Source organism: Hydrogenophaga sp. (assembly GCF_030656115.1).
Classification (GTDB): domain Bacteria; phylum Pseudomonadota; class Gammaproteobacteria; order Burkholderiales; family Burkholderiaceae_C; genus Hydrogenophaga.
Map to the genome: position 1 here is coordinate 19468 of NZ_JAUSOO010000147.1, position 18440 is coordinate 37907.

Here is an 18440-nt window from a genome sequence, read left to right on the forward strand (position 1 = left end):
ATTACTTTTATATTTGGAGAAAACGATGGGTTCCTTCTCAATCTGGCACTGGTTGATCGTGCTGTTGATCGTGGTGATGGTCTTCGGTACCAAGAAGCTTAAAAACATGGGCTCTGATTTGGGCGGTGCCGTCAAAGGTTTCAAAGATGGTATGAAAGATGGCAACCAGAGCGCTGCCGAAGCGGATGCTGCGCCCGCTGGTCAGGTGACGCAGAGCACGCCCCGCACCGACAAAAACACCATCGACGTCGAAGCCAAGCAAAAAAGCTGATTTCGACCCGCTGATTTTTACCCGCTGGTCGTGTGCGCATGTGCATGAGCAGTCCGGTTCAGGGCTTTTTTCAAAGCCCGGCATTGCCCGCAGGATGGCTGATACATGATTGATCTGGGCATTTCCAAGCTCGCTCTGATTGGGGCGGTGGCGTTGATCGTCATCGGGCCCGAAAAACTCCCTCGGGTGGCCCGCACGGTGGGTGCTTTGTTGGGGAAGGCGCAACGTTACGTCGCCGACGTCAAGGCCGAGGTCAGCCGCTCGATGGAGCTCGAAGAGCTCAAGAAGATGAAAGAGACGGTGGAGAGCGCTGCCCGTGACGTGGAATCGTCGGTGCAAAGCGGTGCCAGCGATTTTGAAAAATCGTGGTCTGAAGCCACCGTCGGGCTGGATGGTGCCCCGTCTTACGGGTCTGATGCGCACCACAGCATTGGCTCGGATTTTCACCCCAGCTACAAACACCCCAAAAAGAACTGGCGCATCAAGCAAAAGGCCATGCCCCAGTGGTACAAGGCACGCACCGGCGTGCGTACCCGCACCCAGTCCGGAGCGGCCCGTGTGGCCCGTTTTCGGCCCCGTTCCTCCTCTGCGCCCCGCTGATGTCCGACCCCAAAGATTCCACCGACGAGCTTGCCGGTTCCGAGCAGCCGTTTGTCCAGCACCTCATGGAGTTGCGCGACCGCCTGCTGTATGGCGTTGTGGGTTTGGCCATTTGCATGGCCTTGCTGGCGTTCTGGCCTGGTCCGAGTGGCCTGATTGATTTGATCGCTGTGCCGATCCGTGCGCACATGCCACCCGATGCCAAGCTGATCGCAGTGGGTGTGTTCTCGCCATTTTTTGTGCCCATCAAAGTGTTGGCCATGGCGGCGCTGTTGCTGTCTTTGCCTTGGTGGATGTACCAGGTCTGGGCTTTTGTGGCGCCGGGCTTGTACAGCCATGAAAAACGTTTTGCGATCCCACTGATTTTGTTGGGCAGTTCGCTGGCTTATGTGGGCATTGCTTTTGTGCAGTTCTTTGTGCTCGATAAAATGTTTGGTTTCATCCAGCAGTTCACGCCTGACAGTGTGGCGGCTACACCCGATATTGCGTCTTACGTTGAAGCCATTTTGTCTCTGTACCTGGCTTTTGGTCTGGCTTTTCAGGTGCCGATTGTGGTGGTGCTGCTCGTCAAGATGAATATGGTGACCGTGAAGCAGTTGCGCGATTTTCGCGGTTACTTCATCGTGGTGGCTTTTGTCATTGCGGCCATCGTCACGCCACCGGACGTGATTTCGCAGTTGGCTCTGGCAGTTCCCATGTGCTTGCTGTACGAGTTGGGTATTTTTGGCGCCCAGTGGTTCATCCAAAAAGCCGCAGTCAAACCCGACGAGTCCGCTGATTAAGCCGCCAAAAGGCGGCTTACCAAACGCCTTAACGCGCCTCCTGTCGAGGCAGCGGGCTGCGTCGGCCAGGGGTCACATTCAACTCGGTTTTTCCATCACGGCGAACCACCTCCATGGTGGCAGAGGTGCCCGGCGGCAGGGCGGCCACAGCGGACAGCAGTTGAGCGACCGTGCCCACCTCGCGTCCGGCCACACGGGTGATCACGTCGCCTGGGCGAATACCGGCTTGCGCCGCAGGGCCGTTTTGCAATACGCCGGTGATGATCACGCCGGTGCCGGCTGGAATGCCAAAACTTTCAGCAAGTTCTGGGCTAAGGTCTTGCGGCTCTACGCCGATCCAGCCGCGGGTCACCTGTCCGTCGCGCACAATAGACTCCATCACGCTGCGAGCGGTGGATGTGGGAATGGCAAAGCCAATACCCATGGAGCCCCCAGAGCGGGAGTAGATGGCGGTGTTGATGCCCATCAGGTGCCCGTTCACATCCACCAGCGCCCCGCCGGAGTTCCCTGGGTTGATAGCGGCATCGGTTTGGATGAAATTTTCAAAGGTGTTGATGCCCAGTTGTGTGCGGCCCAGTGCACTGACAATGCCACCCGTGACGGTTTGACCCACCCCGAAGGGGTTGCCAATTGCCAACACTTGATCGCCAATAGACAAAGCATCGGAGTTGCCCAGCGTGATCACGGGCAATTCGGTCAACGCGATCTTGAGGACCGCCAAGTCGGTTTCCGGGTCTGTGCCGATCACTTGGGCAACGCTTTTGCGACCATCAATGAGCACCACCTCAATTTCATCGGCTTCCTCAATCACGTGGTTGTTGGTCAGTATGTAGCCTGCTGGGCTGACAATGACGCCCGAGCCCAACCCCGTTTGCGGTTGGGTTTGCAGTTGGTCACCAAAGAAAAATCGGAACCAAGGGTCGCTGCTGTGAATGTTGTTGACGGCTGCTTTGCTGGTGTTGATGCTCACTACCGCAGGCGATGCAGCACGCGCTGCACCACTGAAACCAGTGGTTCCACCCATGCCCTCCAATGACGCTGGCGCTGCAGCTTGGAACACTGGAACCACCGTGGACAGATTGGGGTTCCGGTTCAGCCACTGTGGCTTGAGTGTGGCCACCACGAAAAATGCCGCCAGTAACACGGTAACGGATTGGGCAAAGACAAGCCAGAGTCGTTTCATGGGGGTGTGTGAGGGCTGTAGGTTAAGGGTCGGTTGACCCTGCGCGTCCAATTGTCCTGTATGTGGCCACCAACGCCTTGATTTCAAGCACCTTGATGCATGTCAAGGTGCTTCTGTAGAGGACGCGGTGCAATGACAGTCTTCTAACCGAGGACTGGAGCAATAAATGAAAGCCATCGTTGATCTCTTCTCGACCGATTACGGTCTGTTCAGTATTTCCGGCATCATTTTTATGATCGGCATGGCGGTTTGGTTTTACCGGTTTTTCACCCGCAAGATGCAAGAGTCTGAACGTGCACAGCGCGGGTCTGGATCGGTTCATACAGAGTAGGATGCCTTGGAGGGAGCGGGGCGCGGCCTTGTGTCGCTGGGGACTGTCAAAATAAACAAGCGGGTTTGCCTTGGAGTGGGCCTGCCACTCTTTTGTGAAGGCAAACCTTTTATGAAGACAACCTCGAGCCCAATTTCCCGCACCATTCTGTTGCAGACCTTGGATGGCTTGTTGCAGCCGAGCCTGTTCAACGATCATGGCCCCAATGGCTTGCAGGTGGAAGGGCGCGAGGAAGTTCACAAGCTGGTCACGGGCGTCACAGCCTGTCGGGCTTTGATCGATGCGGCCATAGCCGCTGGCGCCGATGCCATTCTGGTTCATCACGGTCTGTTCTGGCGTGGTCAAGATGGTTGCGTCACCGGTTGGATGAAACAGCGGCTCGCACGCTTGTTGGCTCATGACATCAATCTTCTGGCCTACCACTTGCCCTTGGATGCGCACCCTGTGTTGGGCAACAACGCGCAACTTGCACTGCGCCTTGGGGTGTCGGTGTTTGAGGGTGTGGATGGGCGGTTTGGCCCGCAATGTTTGGGTTTTATGGGTCACCGGAATGTCGTATCGGCAGCCGCACTGGCGGCTCATGTGGAGCAGTCACTTGGGCGCGCCGTGACGCTGGTGGGCGAGCCAGACAGGCCGGTCGAGCGTGTCGCGCTGTGCACAGGGGGGGCTCAATCTTATTTTGAAGCGGCCATTGCCGCTGGTGCCGATGTGTTCATCACCGGCGAAATTTCGGAGCCTCAGGCTCATTACGCCCGGGAATGCGGCGTCGCGTACATTGCCTGCGGCCACCACGCTTCAGAGCGGTATGGCGTGCAGGCGGTGGGGGCGTATGTGGCCCAAGTACTGGGTCTGGAGCACCAATTCATTGATATCGACAACCCCGCCTGAGGCACTCCCCTATGACGAATGCCCAAATGCCATCCCGCAAGCCCGTCGTGTTAACCATGGGGGATCCCGCTGGCATCGGGCCTGAAATCATCGTCCAGGCCTTTCGTGAGCAGCCTGGCTTGATGCGGCAGGTGGTGGTGGCGGGTGATGTGGCAACTTTGCGTCATGCCGCGCGGTTGGTGGCTGAGTTGTCGCCGAAGCAGGCCGTGCACCCTCACATGTGGGCTGAACTGAGCGATCTGCGGGATTTCAGCCAGGTGCCACCAGGCTGTGTGGCGGTCATTCAAGCTTGTTCCTTGAAGCAGCCGGTGGCTCTGGGACGCATCAGTGTGGACGCAGGTCAAGCCGCGGCCGATTGCATTCGGTTTGCCGCGCAGGCTGCTTTGACTGGGCAGGCTCGCGCTGTTGTGACGGCCCCGATTCACAAAGAGGCGCTTGCGGCGGCGGGTGTTGCGTTTCCGGGGCACACCGAGTTGTTGCAGTCGATTGCAGCCAGCCACCAAGGGGTTGCCGTAGCCGCGTTACCGGTGCGCATGATGCTGAGTTGCCCTGGCCTGCGCACGGTTTTGGTGAGCATCCATGTGTCGTTGCGACAAGCATTGGATGCTGTGACGCAGGCCCAAGTTTTGCAAACGGTACGCCTTACCCACGCCCATTTTCAGTTGTACGGCATGGCGCACCCGCGCATCGCCGTGGCAGGCCTCAATCCGCATGCGGGCGAGGGTGGTTTGTTTGGGCGTGAAGAGATTGATGCCATCGCCCCTGCCGTGGCGCAGGCCAGGGCTGAAGGCATCAATTGCACGGGTCCACATGCGCCCGACACGGTGTTCATGCGCGCTCGTCAGGGTGCTTTTGACGTGGTGGTGGCGATGTACCACGACCAAGGCTTGATCCCTGTAAAGTTGCTTGGTCTTGAGCACGGGGTCAACACCACGCTGGGGTTGCCCTTTGTGCGCACCAGTCCAGACCACGGTACCGCATTTGACTTGGCCGGCACGGGTCGAGCCAGTGCTGCGAGTTTGCTGGCTGCTCTAGATGCAGCGTTGTGCACAGCAACACTTGCATGAAAACTTCCGCGTCATGGCTGGTGTCGCGTCACGAGCTTCGTGGCGTCGACCACGAAAATGGAACAATACAACGCCACCTTGGCAGAGCAGGAAGGCGTCGCGTTGCAGGAAATTGCAAGCAAAGGCATGCCGCCCAACCCAGGTTGCAGAGCGGCGAACCAAGCTGGACTGGGCGGTTCTTCTGCACGATATCGTCGCGAACCATCCGATGCTCCGTGCACACGCCGAGGTGCCGGATCCCGCGCCAGGTAGAGATAGAAAAAATCGAGGCGACTGAACTGTGTGCGCATTGCGACGATGAGCCATGACATCAAAAAATTTGACCGTCTCAGCGACAGCATTGCAAGACGCTGACATCTGTTGTGCTTTTGTCGCCGCGACAATAGCCCAGTCCTATACCCCGGCAAGCCGTAGAGAATCAGGACGGGTCCAGTACAATCTCGGGTTGTCCCTAGTGTCCTCTCGAACCAGTTTGAAAGATCCCCATGAGTGAAGCAACCGTCGATGCGACTGTGGATAGCAGCCGCCGAACTTGGCTGATCACATCCTGCGCCATGGGTGGCGTAGGTGCAGCCGCTGTCGCTGTCCCCTTCGTCAGCAGTTTTCAGCCGTCCGAGCGGGCCAAGGCAGCCGGCGCAGCTGTCGAGGTCGATATTTCCACGCTGGCTCCTGGTGAGAAGCGTGTGGTTGAGTGGCGTGGCAAGCCTGTGTGGATCATGCGCCGCACACCCGAGCAGTTGGCTGCGCTTGAAAAGCAGGAAGACCAGCTCGCCGATCCCAACTCGGATCGCAAGGCATACCCCACTCCCGAATACGCGAAAAACCGCCATCGCTCCATCAAGCCCGATGTGCTGGTGGCTGTGGGGATCTGTACCCACCTCGGCTGCTCCCCCAGCGACAAGCTTTCCCCTGGTCCGCAACCTTCGCTGCCAGATGACTGGCAGGGTGGCTTTCTGTGCGCTTGCCATGGTTCCACGTTCGACGTGGCTGGGCGTGTGTTCAAGAACAAGCCGGCACCTGACAACCTCGAAGTGCCCCCGCACTACTACCTGTCCGAGACGACCCTGTTGGTCGGCGAAGAGAAGAAAGCCTGAGCTGCCGTACTTCGCAGTGCAAGCAGACACCTGACCTCAGAGGCAAATAATGGCTGAATTCAAAGAAATTTCCCCCGACGCTCCCATGGGCCAAAAAGCGCTCAATTGGGTCGATAACCGGTTCCCGTTGTCCAAGCTCTACAACGAGCACTTGGCTGAGTACTACGCGCCCAAGAACTTCAACTTCTGGTACTTCTTTGGGTCGCTCGCGCTGCTGGTGCTGGTGATTCAGATCGTTACCGGCATTTTTCTCGTGATGCATTACAAGCCCGATGCCAACCTGAACGCCGCTGGCGTCCCGGTGGCTTTCGCGTCGGTCGAATACATCATGCGCGATGTGCCTTGGGGCTGGCTCATTCGCTACATGCACTCCACGGGCGCCTCTGCGTTCTTTGTGGTGGTGTATATGCACATGTTCCGTGGTTTGATCTACGGTTCCTACCGCAAGCCGCGCGAACTGGTTTGGGTATTCGGTTGCGCCATTTTTCTGGTGCTGATGGCCGAAGCCTTCATGGGCTACCTGCTGCCTTGGGGGCAAATGTCCTATTGGGGCGCACAGGTGATTGTCAATCTGTTCTCCGCCATTCCATTTGTGGGTCCTGACCTGGCGCTGCTGATCCGCGGTGATTTCGTGGTTGGCGACGCCACGCTGAACCGCTTCTTTAGCTTCCACGTCATTGCCGTGCCGCTGGTGCTGCTGGGCTTGGTGGTTGCGCACATCATTGCGCTGCACGAAGTGGGTTCCAACAACCCTGACGGCGTCGAGATCAAGGCGCTCAAGGATGAGAAGGGCATTCCGCTGGATGGAATTCCTTTCCACCCCTACTACAGCGTCCACGACGTTTTGGGCGTCTCGGTGTTCCTGATGGTCTTCTCGGCCATCGTGTTCTTTGCCCCTGAGCTGGGTGGTTACTTCCTGGAGTACAACAACTTCATTCCAGCCGATCCGCTGGTGACGCCGTTGCACATTGCGCCTGTTTGGTACTTCACGCCGTTCTACTCCATGCTGCGTGCCATCACCAACGAAATGATGTACGCCCTGATTGCCTGCGTCTTGCTCGGCGCGGTGCTGGGTGTGACCAAAGCCAGGATTGGTTCGGTCATGAAAGTGGCTGTTGTTGGTGGTGCTGTGGTGATGGTGGCTTTGATGCTGGCCATTGACGCCAAATTCTGGGGTGTGGTTGCCATGGGTGGTGCCGTGGTCATCCTGTTTGCGCTGCCTTGGCTCGACAACAGTCCTGTGAAGTCCATTCGCTACCGTCCAGGCTGGAACAAGTGGTTGTACGCAGTGTTCGTGATCAACTTCCTGATCCTTGGCTATCTGGGTGTGTTGCCGCCATCGCCTATCGGTGAGCGCGTCTCCCAGGTGGGTACCTTGTTCTATTTCGGCTTCTTCTTGTTGATGCCTTGGTGGAGCCGGATCGGCGAGTTCAAGCCCGTTCCGACCCGCGTCACGTTCACGCCTCATTGAGCCCCAACCAGCGATTCCGGAGAGTCAAGCAAATGAAAAAAATTCTTCTGGGCTTCATGATGGCCTTGGGTTTGTCGGGTGCTGCGCTGGCTGCAGGTGCAGGGTTCCCATTGGACAAAGCCCCCCAGCGGACCAATGACATGGCGGCGCTGCAAAACGGTGCCAAATTGTTTGTCAACTACTGCCTTAGTTGCCACTCGGCATCGTTCATGCGTTACAACCGCCTGCGCGATATTGGTTTGAACGACAAACAGATTGCAGAAAATTTGACCTTCACCACCGACAAAATCGGTGACACGATGAAGTCGAACATTGATCCAGCTTTGGCAAAAAAGTGGTTTGGTGTCAATCCTCCCGACTTGACATTGGTGGCGCGTTCCCGCGCCAGCAAGCAAGGCTCTGGTGCTGATTACGTTTACACGTTGCTGCGTACCTACTACCGTGATGACACCAAGCCCACGGGCTGGAACAACTTGGTGTTTCCAAACATTGGCATGCCCAACCCTCTGTGGGAGTTGCAGGGTGAGCGTAGGCCCACTTTTGACAAAGTGAGCAGCCATGGGCACGAGGTTGAGCTGCACAAAGGCTGGGAGCCTGTGAAGGTCGGCACCATGAGTGCTTCTGCCTACGACCAGAATGTGGGCGATTTGGTGGCGTATCTGCAATGGATGGCAGAGCCGGAGCAGAACAACCGTGTGCGCATTGGCGTGTGGGTTTTGCTGTTCCTCTCGGTGTTCACTGTCATCGCTTGGCGACTGAACGCGGCATTCTGGAAAGATATCAAGTAATCCGATTTAGGTTTAGTCCCCATGCTCATGGGCATGGGGCCTTCCGTTCCACAGTGGTTTGCGGCACCGCTCGGTGTTTATGCAACCCACTGTTTTTGCTTTAAGGAGACTCCCTCATGATGGTCTTGTATTCGGGCACCACCTGCCCTTACTCCCACCGCTGCCGTTTTGTCCTGTTCGAAAAAGGCATGGACTTCGAGATCCGCGACGTGGACCTGTACAACAAGCCGGAAGACATCAGTGTGATGAACCCCTACGGCCAAGTCCCGATTCTGGTCGAACGCGATTTGATCCTGTACGAGTCGAACATCATCAACGAGTACATTGATGAGCGCTTTCCGCACCCCCAGTTGATGCCCGGCGACCCCGTCGACCGCGCACGCGTGCGCCTGTTTTTGTTGAACTTCGAAAAAGAACTGTTTGCGCATGTGTCCATGCTGGAGTCGCGCAGCACCAAAGGCAATGAGAAGGCCCTAGAAAAGGCTCGTGCGCACATCCGAGACCGGTTGACCCAGTTGGCACCGGTTTTCTTGAAGAACAAGTTCATGCTGGGTGACAATTTCTCGATGCTGGATGTGGCGATTGCTCCGCTGCTGTGGCGTCTGGATTTCTACGGCATTGAACTCAGCAAGAATGCCGCCCCGCTTCTTAAGTATGCAGAACGCATTTTTTCGCGTCCCGCCTACATTGAGGCACTCACACCTTCTGAAAAGGTTATGCGCAAATAAGCTGTCATTCAGTCTTTCACGGCTGATGTCGGGTTCTTGTTGGATAGTACCCATGAATTCTTTTGAGTCAGAAACACCGTCTACGCGTCCTTATCTCATACGTGCTCTGCACCAATGGTGCGTTGACAACGGTTTTTCACCCTATATTGCGGTGCAAGTCGACGCTTCGGTCAAAGTGCCGATGGAGTTCGTCAAAAATGGTGAAATCGTTCTTAACGTGGGTATAGATGCAACCAGTGCGCTTCACTTGGGCAATGACTTTATCGAGTTCAAGGCCCGCTTTGGCGGTGTGGCGCGCGAGATAATCGTGCCTGTTGGTCATGTGATTGCCATTTACGCACGTGAAAATGGTCAAGGTATGGCATTTCCTGCGCCCCCTGCCGCAACGGTCCATCTGGCTGGCGAAGTGCCGGTAAATGCTGTTTCTGCTCCTGGTACCTCTGGGGAAGCAGAAGGCGCAGTCGATCCGTTGTGCCGCAGTCCATTGCGAGTCGTGCCGACCGACGATGTGCCTGTCGAAGGATCCGAGTCACTGCCTCCTCCCGATGGGCCTACGCGCGGTGGAAGGCCACAGCTGACGCGCGTCAAGTAAAATGCTGTCCAGTGCCGCTTTAGCTCAGTTGGTAGAGCAATCGCCTTTACTGTGTAGTCTTTCATCTGTTGCCTTTCGGATGCTGTTTTGATACTCTATGCCTATGGTGAAGGTTTTCTTCATCAGCCTTGTTAAAGGCGAGTAGCAGGAGGGGGGCAGGGGGAGGATGGCAGCTGTGGATAACTCTGATCTTTTGCGGTGGCGGTGCCTTGACTCAGCAAGCGTGTTGATAGTACTGGCTACGCACGCAAAGCGCGACGCTAGCTACGAGCCGACGAAAGACAAGAGCTCCTCGCGTTGGCATGCCAATGTTGACGGGCGAGAGTTCGAGCTCCTCCTTACAGGCCCTAAGTATTGGGACACCAGAAGCTGTGTGGGTGGAGGCGGGGCGATTGACCTCATGATGCACCTTACTGGCGTTGACTTCAAGGGCGCAACTCGTCGCCTGAAGGGGCTTGGATTTTGACGGGCTCTGTTAAGGGCGCGTTGGTCAACACGGGCGCGAAGCCCTCCGTGGTTCTTGTTTCCCCGAAAACGCTATTGCCGAGATTCTGGAGCACGGCCTGGTCTGTAGGTCTGGCGGGTAAATCATTGGCTGCCAATACCCTTAAGATACGAATGAGGCACCTTGGTGCCTTCTACGGCTTCTGTGATGAATCGTTCGGGGATGACTCTCTCGATGCGGTACTCAGTAATCGTGATGTTCAAATGCTTCGGAGAATGGTTGAGGCCTTCTACCTTCACTTGACTGAAGCGAAGACATATACGTCTACTACAGTACAGCGTTGGGACGCTGTCAGGGTTTTTGTTGCGGATGTCCTAAGGCAGTTGGCTGTAGGAATTGACGAGTTGTACCTTCTATCCTCGTCCATTCAGTCCATAGGCCGAATCCGGGAGCCGCAACGCGGCGGCTTCAAGTTTGCAAGAGCGCTTCCAGGTGCTACGCTGAAGGACTTGTTGGTCGTCGCTGACCCTAGTTCTACGCGAAACCCGGCCAAGGATTATCGAGTCCGTTGGAGAAATTGGCTGATAGTGCATCTCCTGCTGCTGGTTGGCTTACGCCGAGGAGAAGTGCTGCTGCTAAGCATTGATTCGCTCAAGCAGGACGTCGATTCAGAAACTGGCGAATGGGTTCGGTGGCTTGATGTAACGACCACTGAGGATGAGGACTCGCGAGCCACGCGACCCAGCATTAAGACAGCAGAGTCGCATCGACAGGTTCCCGTCTCGGAAGACTTGGCCATACTTTACGAGCGCTATGTCTCCGAGTACCGGGTGCCTAGCGAAAATCATGCATTCCTTCTTACCGCAAGAGGTGGGGCGCCGCTTTCAGCTGAATCGGTCAACACAATGTTGGAGGGATTGACGGAAGCGCTCGGTGATAGCGAAAAAGCTCGATTTCATGAGCGTACAGGCGGCAAGAAGCATATCTCCCCACATGACCTTAGGCATACCTGTGCTACGGCGAGGTATCGAGCCTTCATCCAACATCAGCCTGACAGGGAACTCGCCTTACAACGAATGCGTGCATTCTTTGGCTGGTCGGTGAAGTCAACCATGCCCGACCTCTACGCAAGGGCAGCAATACAGGACGACCTAGTGCGTACCTGGAATGTTCTCTTCGATGAGAGAGTCCAGAATCTGCGAGGAGTCATGCCATGAATCCCGTTCGTCACGCCAGCAGTCACGGTGAATTGTCTCTTGACAAGATCACCGACTGGCCCTGGCCTACTGCTCCTCGCAGTTTCGTTGTCTATGATAAATATGCAGATGTCGAAGTTCACCTGGGCGCGGACGCAGCCGTCTGGACAGTCCCGGTTCAGGGGAGAACTCTCTGCTTGCGGTTTGCTCCTGGGGAAACTGGAGCGCTTCAACGACGGCTAGTTATGCTTACCCAAGCTCTGGCGTCTCCTTCGTCCATCGAGAAGTTTGGTCTTGCGCTCATCAACAACTGGGGGGTGTATTCCCAAATCTTGAAGGCAGGGCCTAGCGAGGTGAGAGTGCTTTGGGATGAGCTTGTCCAGAATGTGGATGTAGCAAAGGCTGGTAAGGCGATATTGAAGCTTGCCAGTAACTCAGCGGTTGGGACATGGCTCCCATTGCATTCGGCTCTGGTTAAGAGCTTGGATACCCGCGCAAAGGCGGTGTTGCTGAGCCAACGAGGCAAGGTGAAGCGCCGGGAGCGTTTGCTCTCAGCCAATCAGCAGTCTACGCTCACGCGGGTGCTCGATGATGCGGCTGAGGAACAGTCGTTACCGCCAGAAGATGCCGAGGGGCTGACGGCATTGGCCCTAATTTATCAGCACGCTATGCGACCGGTGCAGTTGCTTGCAATCCGCATGGAGCATGTTCGTTTGGTGCAAGACGCGACTCAAGAGTGGGCGTGCATCCTCTCTTTCCATACGGCCAAACAGCCAGATGGCAAGGCCTATGAGGTGCTGCGGCAAGTCAAACCAGAGTGGGTGCCATTGATACAGCAACTCGTGGTGAGCGCTCGGCAGGCCGGGCGGCAACGACTTTTTGCTTCCACGAACGTTGAAAAGCTTTGGTCTTTGTTGCGCTCGGCGTGCAGGCAGCGAGCATTTAGGGTCGATTTCACGGCCAACACCTTGCGGCATACAGCTGCCCAGGCCTTGGCCGATGCTGGTCAGGACCGCGAAAGCATTCGTCGATTCCTTACCCACACCAATGAAAACGCAGCTAGGGTGTATCAGAGAGGCAGTTTGCAACAGGGGAAACGAATAAACGAGGCCCTGGGAGTTTCCAAGTTGTATCAAAACGTCCTCAACCTGGCCGAGAGAAAGTTCGTGTCGATAGACGAGCTTTTGAGCGCCAACGAGGACCAACAAATCGGTGGGATTGTTGGAGAACGCCTGGTTGGCGGGTTAGGCATTTGCCGTACTGGCCAGTCGTCATGTCGATATAACCCCGTGACATCCTGCTACGGCTGCTCGAAATTCATCCCTTCTGGCGAGAGGGCGGTGCATGAAGAGGCGGTGGCTGGCATACGCGAGCAAGTGATGGTCTATGTCAATTTTGAACAAGATGGGGCCAGCCCGGCGTACCGGCAGTTGACACGCGCACTAGCAGGAGCACAGCAAACCATTGACACGATTGATGGCCTGGGGGGCTGCACGTGACGGTCCGCTTTTTGGAGGCTGAAACGAGGTCTGTCGCACCCAGCTCATACAACGATTTCATCGCGGCTTCCCGTCGATTTGTGGAGTACAAAGGGTTGCAGTGGGACATCCCCGTCACTGAAGATGGGACACCGTTGCCTGGTCGGGATTGGGATCTTAGGGTGTTGACGGACAGCCATGCGCGCAATGCGTCGCGAACGAACGGATTTGCGGTCGATGTTGAAATACGTAAGGCCTGTTTGGCAGCAGGTTGGAGCGAGGCACGACTCCCAGATGGGGCGGCCCTGGATGAGCGAGTTCAGAGCTTCATCAAGGCGGTTATCGCCTTTCGTTGTAAAGAGGCCCAGAACCCGAGGGTGACACGCCATTTAGCGCTCATTCTTCGAAAGTTTTTTTCGTCGACGAACAAAGCTCCTTGGGAGATTTCGGCTGAGGACTTGAACCGATTTCTTCAGCTCGGGCACAAGCAGGACAAGATTTGGGATGCACTGCTTTGGCTGGCCAAGCTTATGAATGCCCACCTGTTGTCAGTTGCTTGTCCGGTGGAGCCAGACACCGATAACTCCAGGGGGCTAAAGAAGCTCGGCAAACGCCTCACGGAGCGGAAGGAGGGGCAGAAGCTGCCGGAAATAGAAGCCTTTTACGAACTCGCGCGCATTGTTTTCCAAGAAACGCCACGGACCCATCCCGATTTAATCCGCTTTGGTGTTGTTCGACTGTTGATTTTGACTGGACTGCGTTTAAACGAGGTTCTCATGCTTCCTGCTGACTGCCTGCGGTGGGAGGATCATGTCGATGTTGTTACGGGACGCACAGCAAGTGAGGTCGGCGGGCTTTCAAGAACTCTGAGCCTTCGGTATTTTGGAGAAAAGCGAGAGGAGGGCGCGCCAGACATCCTCGTGGAAGACCACCAACAGGTTCCTGAGAGGTTTCAAGCGGCGGTGACCGAAGCGGTTGAGATGGTGCTGGCGGCAACCACTGAGCTTAGGAGGGTGCTCAAGTTGCAGCGGCATTCGCCAGCACCAAATCCGGCCTCTGACTTACGAACGTTCAAGACGACCGCTGGGACGACGCTGGAAGCCGCTGACTTGTTATTTCTTGTCCTCTATGGACACAGGCAACTCTTGCCGAACGTCATTGAGTTGGGTGCTGCCATCGCACCCGTTTCTCATCTCACCATTTACGCAGGTCTTGGAATCAGTGTCTCGGCTGGTTCCAGCTCTTTGTTTGGACGGTATGGCAGTTCGAAAGTTGACCCTAATTTCAAGCTCCGCCCTCACTCTCTCCGCCATTTGATGAACACGGAATTATTCCGGTTGAATGTCGCAGACACGGTGATTACGAACCACTTTGGGCGTCAGTCTGTTGCCCAGAGCTATGAGTACGACCATAGGACGCTGTCTGAGCGTCTTGCTTTTGTACGGCTGCCCGATGCTGCTTCTGCGACCGTAGTTCCTGGTGGCCCGGCAGACCTGGTGGCCAGAATGGTGGTGAGTGGCCAAGCTGGGGATAGCAACATTGCGCGGACATTCAGGAAAATTCAAGAGGAGCATGACGACGAGGTGGCCTTTGCCTACTTGGCTGCCAATTCGGATGGGTTTCATGTCACACCCTATGGCTACTGCGTCAACAGCTTTTCATTGAACCCATGCGCTAGACATCTCAAATGTTTCGATGAATGTCGTCATTTCGTACCCAGCGGACGGGCTGAGCACAGGGTTTCATTGAGTGCACTCAAGACGAAGCTCCAGCAAATGCGTGATGTTGCGATGCAGAAGCCAGCGAAAACAGTGGGTCGCGCCAATCAAGTCGCCCATGCTCAGCGGTTGCTGGCGGGCGTCGATGCCGCATTGCTCGCACAGCCTGGCGAGGCTTTGTTCCCTGACGGAATCGACCATTCCGCACTACCAAAGGACATTTTCCAATGAGACCGTTGGCCGACGATAGCAACAACGAACTCCAACGGGTCCTTGGCGAGTTGTTGGTTGAGGATGTGGATATTACGGTGCGAGAGGTTGCAAGAAGGCATGGCACCTTGAAGAACGCGTCAGCATTTACTCGCAATGCACAGCGTATGGACTTAATAGTTCAAGCGCAGCAGCGACAAATTGATGCCCGGAATGTACGGGAGGGACCGGCTCAACGACGGTCAGACTCAATGACCGCTCGCCTCGAGGAGCAAAGCCACAGGATAGTTGAGCTTGAGAGTCAAGTGGAAGCGCTTATTGTTTCCCACGCGGCGTGTATCCGAGCCGTAATGTTGCATGGCGGAATGCAAGGGGTGGAGCGGTTCTGGGGGGATTACAAACATATTGGCGATAAAGTGAAGGCGCTGGGGGCGGCGTCGGAGCAAGCTGAGGTGGTTCGGTTACGCAGAGCGGGGGACTAGGGCATCTCGTTATACACAAGTCAGCTCCAACCGCTCTGGCGCGCATACCGTAGACCTTCGACAAAGACGGCCACGTCCTGCATGCCCAGCCAGATCGACTTGACCCCCGGCTCGCCATCCCCCTTGCGCGCCAGAAACCCCCCGCGCTGCGCGATCAGCCGCAGCACCGTGTTGAGCTCTGGCACCGCCTTGGGTGCGGGCTTCTTGTTCAGAATGAACGCCGCCTTCCACTCGTCGGTCTCGAACACCAGGTCCGCCGGCAAGTCTCCCAGCGCACGCCCCAGCCGCATGAGCCGGTTGATGCGCCAGGCAATGACCATGTACAGGGCCAGCGCCGTCTGCAGTCGATCGCTGTCGCCAAGTTGGAGCCTCTCGACGCGGCAGCCCTCCTTGAGCACGAGGAAGAACAGCTCGATTTCCCAGCGCGCACGGTACCAGTCGATGAGCTCGCAAGCCTGCGCCAGTGTGGTGGCCTGCCGGTTGGTCAGCAGCCGCCAGACCACCGGCTTGACGCCCGCAGGCGCTTCCATCTCTGATGCCACCATGTTGGCGCCGACGCCAAATTGAGCCACCTGCCGATCGTCGACTGAGCCAGAGCAAACGAGTTGCAAGTTGCGCCGAGGTTGAATTTAGGTGCGCTCAATCCGGCTCACCGCAAAGCCGGCGCATGGCTCAATTCAACGTCGGCGGTAACAGGGTGGCCACAGGTGGGGGAATTTGGACTGGCCATCGGGGCGAAAAGCCGCCGATTTCGACCGTCCGCTTCTGTTATGTAAACGGCTGTCGGTTTCCGCGTAAATCTGGTGTCGGCATCAAGCCGGACGTAGTCACCCGCGACAGTCGGCGGACTGCTTTGAACTACCTTTGAATCGCATGGGGGATGCCCGTTGTGCAGGGCACAGACGTGTCCTGGGCGTGCCTGCTTTAGCCGTGGGACAAGCGGGGGTGAGTCAGCGCAGGCGCATGGCGCAGCGCTGGCTTTTTGCGTTACATATCGCCTACCTGTGCAAGAAGCAGGCGCGACAGTGACAGTAACTTGGAGGTGAACCCACTGTCGCGCCCCGAGACCCACCGCTTTGGAGGGCGCCGTTGCCGCTGTCAGTATTTCACGAAGCGGGCGTGGCTGTCCAGCAGCATGGCCTCACGCATGGGAATGGAGCCACCCATGCCCACTGCCCAGCACACACCACCACCGCTTTCACCACCGCCCAGACGCTTTGTGTGCGCCCGCTGCCGCTGCGCTGTGCTCATCTGCAGCCACTGCGACCGCGGCCAGCGCTTCTCCAGCGCAGTCTGCTCGCACCAGGCCAGCAGTTGCGCCCAGCGCGCTGCAGGCAAGCGCTACCAGGACAGCCGCAAAGGCCGCCACGCCCACGCCCAACGCCAGGGGCGATGGAGGGCCCGTCGGCAGATAGTGACGCATCAGGGTAGCCCACCACCGTGCGGTGCTGGTGTACTGCCTCCCGGCGACGAAACCACTCTGAATCCCGACACAAGTCAGCCCTGCAAGTGCCACTTCTGTGGCCGCTCGGTCTCGGACTTTGTTCGTCTGGACTTCTTGCGCTGTCGCCTTCGTCATTCACCCCATCCATCCCTATGGAGGTCCGACTCACATGGCCATTTCACCTGAACTCACGGCGCAGATCCTGCGCTACCACCACGCCGAGCGCTGGCCGGTGGGCACCATCGCGGCCCAGCTGGGCGTGCACCGCGAGACCATCATGCGCGTGCTCACCCAATCCGGCACCGCCCCCATCGTGCCCGCACAACGCCCCTCGGGCATCACCCCCTACCTGCCCTTTATCGAGGAGACCTTGAAGCAGTTCCCCAACCTCACCGCCAGCCGACTGCACGCCATGGCCGCCGAACGTGGCTACGAGGGACGCCCCGACCACTTTCGCCACATCGTCGCCCGCCACCGTCCGCGCCCCCCAGCACAGGCATACCTGCGACTTCGCACCTTGCCCGGTGAACAAGTGCAATGCGACTGGGCACATTTTGGCCACCTCCAGATCGGGCAAGCCCGTCGACCCCTGATGGCCTTTGTGATGGTTCTGTCCTGGTCCAGACGCATCTTCCTGCGCTTCTTCCTGGGCGCGCACATGGAGAACTTTCTGCGCGGCCACGTCCAGGCCTTTGAGTCCTGGGAGCACGTGCCCAGGGTCGTTCTCTACGACAACTTGAAGAGCGCGGTGCTCGAACGCCAGGGACAGGCCATCCGCTTCAATCCCACGCTGCTGTCCCTCTGTGCCCACTACCGTTTCGAGCCTCGGCCTGTGGCACCGGCACGGGGGAACGAGAAGGGACGGGTTGAGCGGGCCATCCGTTATATCCGCACCGCCTTCTTCGAGGGGCGCAGCTTTGATGGCATTGACGACCTCAATGCCCAGGCCGATGCCTGGGTGGCGGGTCCCGCCAGCGCTCGGCGCTGCCCTGAGGACACCCAGCTGTCGGTGCAGCAGGCCTTTGACCAAGAAACAGCGCACCTGATGGACCTCCCGGCCACACCGTTTTGCTGCGATGAGATCCGCGGTGTGACAGCGGCCAAGACGCCCTATGTTCGGTTCGATCTGAACGACTATTCCATCCCCCACACCCACGTGCAGCGCAGCCTCACCGTGCACGCCAACCTGCGTGAGGTGCGCATTCTGGATGGCCTGCAGTTGCTGGCCTCGCACCCGCGTTGCTGGGACAAGGCTCAGCAAATCGAGATCGAGGCCCATGTACAGGACCTGGTGCAGCACAAGCGAGGCGCGCGCGCCCACCGCGACACGGACCGCCTGGTGCACGCGCTGCCTCAGGTGCAGGACTTGTTGACAGAGGCGGCCAAGCGCGGTGAGCCGCTGGGGCGTATCGCCCGGGAGTTGCAGGAGCTGCTGGACGTGCATGGACGCACGCAGATGACGGCCGCCGTCACGGACGCCATGGGCCGCGGTGTGCCACACCCCCATGCGGTTCGTCTGGCGCTTGAGCGTAAGCGTCCGGCGCAGACCCCGCCCCCGCTGGGTGTGGCCCTGTCAGCGCATGCAAAAGCGCGTGACATCGCCGTGCGCCCCCACAGCCTGGACGGCTACGACCGCCTCACGCAGGAGGGTGACGATGCCAACCCCTGATCC

General features: G+C 57.6%; 17 protein-coding genes and 1 pseudogene. 15 read left to right on the forward strand and 3 right to left on the reverse strand.

The window, feature by feature from the left end; all coding sequences use genetic code 11:
• Positions 1 to 25: 25 nt before the first annotated feature.
• From tatA to tatC, 3 genes are all read left to right on the forward strand, one after another.
• The gene (gene tatA, locus Q7J58_RS19580; protein ID WP_304831392.1) at positions 26 to 271 is read left to right on the forward strand and encodes a Sec-independent protein translocase subunit TatA; all 246 of its coding nucleotides are present in this window, start codon (positions 26 to 28) and stop codon (positions 269 to 271) included.
• A gap of 105 nt (positions 272 to 376) precedes the next feature.
• Entirely contained in the window at positions 377 to 871 is a 495-nt protein-coding gene (gene tatB / locus Q7J58_RS19585; RefSeq protein ID WP_304831362.1) for a Sec-independent protein translocase protein TatB, read from the forward strand.
• Complete coding sequence (gene tatC / locus Q7J58_RS19590; protein WP_304831363.1) at positions 871 to 1653, forward strand: twin-arginine translocase subunit TatC; 783 nt, start codon at positions 871 to 873, stop codon at positions 1651 to 1653. The genes tatB and tatC overlap by 1 nt, the downstream gene beginning before the upstream one ends.
• Positions 1654 to 1681: 28 nt before the next feature.
• Here tatC and Q7J58_RS19595 read toward each other — a convergent pair whose 3' ends face one another.
• Positions 1682 to 2836, reverse strand: coding sequence for a trypsin-like peptidase domain-containing protein (locus Q7J58_RS19595; protein WP_304831365.1), 1155 nt, complete (start codon positions 2834 to 2836; stop codon positions 1682 to 1684).
• 166 nt (positions 2837 to 3002) lie between these two features.
• On the opposite strand from Q7J58_RS19595, the gene Q7J58_RS19600 reads away from it, so the two are divergent.
• The 11 genes from Q7J58_RS19600 to Q7J58_RS19650 all read left to right on the forward strand — a co-directional run bounded on the left by Q7J58_RS19600 (position 3003) and on the right by Q7J58_RS19650 (position 14863).
• The gene (locus Q7J58_RS19600) at positions 3003 to 3167 is read left to right on the forward strand and encodes a DUF3149 domain-containing protein (protein WP_304831367.1); all 165 of its coding nucleotides are present in this window, start codon (positions 3003 to 3005) and stop codon (positions 3165 to 3167) included.
• Positions 3168 to 3278: 111 nt separating this feature from the next.
• Positions 3279 to 4055, forward strand: coding sequence for a Nif3-like dinuclear metal center hexameric protein (locus Q7J58_RS19605; protein WP_304831370.1), 777 nt, complete (start codon positions 3279 to 3281; stop codon positions 4053 to 4055).
• A gap of 56 nt (positions 4056 to 4111) precedes the next feature.
• Complete coding sequence (gene pdxA, locus Q7J58_RS19610) at positions 4112 to 5122, forward strand: 4-hydroxythreonine-4-phosphate dehydrogenase PdxA (RefSeq protein WP_336623513.1); 1011 nt, start codon at positions 4112 to 4114, stop codon at positions 5120 to 5122.
• A gap of 485 nt (positions 5123 to 5607) precedes the next feature.
• Positions 5608 to 6216: a ubiquinol-cytochrome c reductase iron-sulfur subunit gene (gene petA / locus Q7J58_RS19615; protein ID WP_304831372.1), complete on the forward strand. Its 609-nt coding sequence runs from the start codon at positions 5608 to 5610 to the stop codon at positions 6214 to 6216.
• Positions 6217 to 6265: 49 nt separating this feature from the next.
• A complete protein-coding gene (locus Q7J58_RS19620) occupies positions 6266 to 7687 on the forward strand; it encodes a cytochrome bc complex cytochrome b subunit (protein ID WP_304831374.1) in 1422 nt (473 codons plus the stop codon).
• Positions 7688 to 7719: 32 nt separating this feature from the next.
• A complete protein-coding gene (locus Q7J58_RS19625; protein ID WP_304831376.1) occupies positions 7720 to 8475 on the forward strand; it encodes a cytochrome c1 in 756 nt (251 codons plus the stop codon).
• A gap of 116 nt (positions 8476 to 8591) precedes the next feature.
• Positions 8592 to 9203: a glutathione S-transferase N-terminal domain-containing protein gene (locus tag Q7J58_RS19630; protein WP_304831378.1), complete on the forward strand. Its 612-nt coding sequence runs from the start codon at positions 8592 to 8594 to the stop codon at positions 9201 to 9203.
• A 52-nt stretch (positions 9204 to 9255) separates the two neighbouring features.
• The gene (locus Q7J58_RS19635) at positions 9256 to 9795 is read left to right on the forward strand and encodes a ClpXP protease specificity-enhancing factor (RefSeq protein ID WP_304831380.1); all 540 of its coding nucleotides are present in this window, start codon (positions 9256 to 9258) and stop codon (positions 9793 to 9795) included.
• 513 nt (positions 9796 to 10308) lie between these two features.
• Complete coding sequence (locus Q7J58_RS19640) at positions 10309 to 11457, forward strand: tyrosine-type recombinase/integrase (protein ID WP_304831382.1); 1149 nt, start codon at positions 10309 to 10311, stop codon at positions 11455 to 11457.
• Positions 11454 to 12935, forward strand: coding sequence for a site-specific integrase (locus Q7J58_RS19645; protein WP_304831384.1), 1482 nt, complete (start codon positions 11454 to 11456; stop codon positions 12933 to 12935). Before Q7J58_RS19640 ends, Q7J58_RS19645 begins: the two co-directional genes overlap by 4 nt.
• A gap of 11 nt (positions 12936 to 12946) precedes the next feature.
• Positions 12947 to 14863 carry a hypothetical protein gene (locus tag Q7J58_RS19650; protein ID WP_304831386.1) on the forward strand — a complete coding sequence of 639 codons (1917 nt, stop codon included), beginning with the start codon at positions 12947 to 12949 and terminating at the stop codon, positions 14861 to 14863.
• A gap of 481 nt (positions 14864 to 15344) precedes the next feature.
• Here the strand turns inward: Q7J58_RS19650 and Q7J58_RS19655 are convergent.
• A pseudogene (locus Q7J58_RS19655) lies at positions 15345 to 15869 on the reverse strand (IS4 family transposase); the annotation flags it as partial.
• A gap of 553 nt (positions 15870 to 16422) precedes the next feature.
• Complete coding sequence (locus Q7J58_RS19660; RefSeq protein ID WP_304831388.1) at positions 16423 to 16662, reverse strand: hypothetical protein; 240 nt, start codon at positions 16660 to 16662, stop codon at positions 16423 to 16425.
• Positions 16663 to 16937: 275 nt separating this feature from the next.
• On the opposite strand from Q7J58_RS19660, the gene istA reads away from it, so the two are divergent.
• Entirely contained in the window at positions 16938 to 18437 is a 1500-nt protein-coding gene (gene istA / locus Q7J58_RS19665) for an IS21 family transposase (RefSeq protein WP_304831390.1), read from the forward strand.
• Positions 18438 to 18440 lie beyond the last annotated feature (3 nt).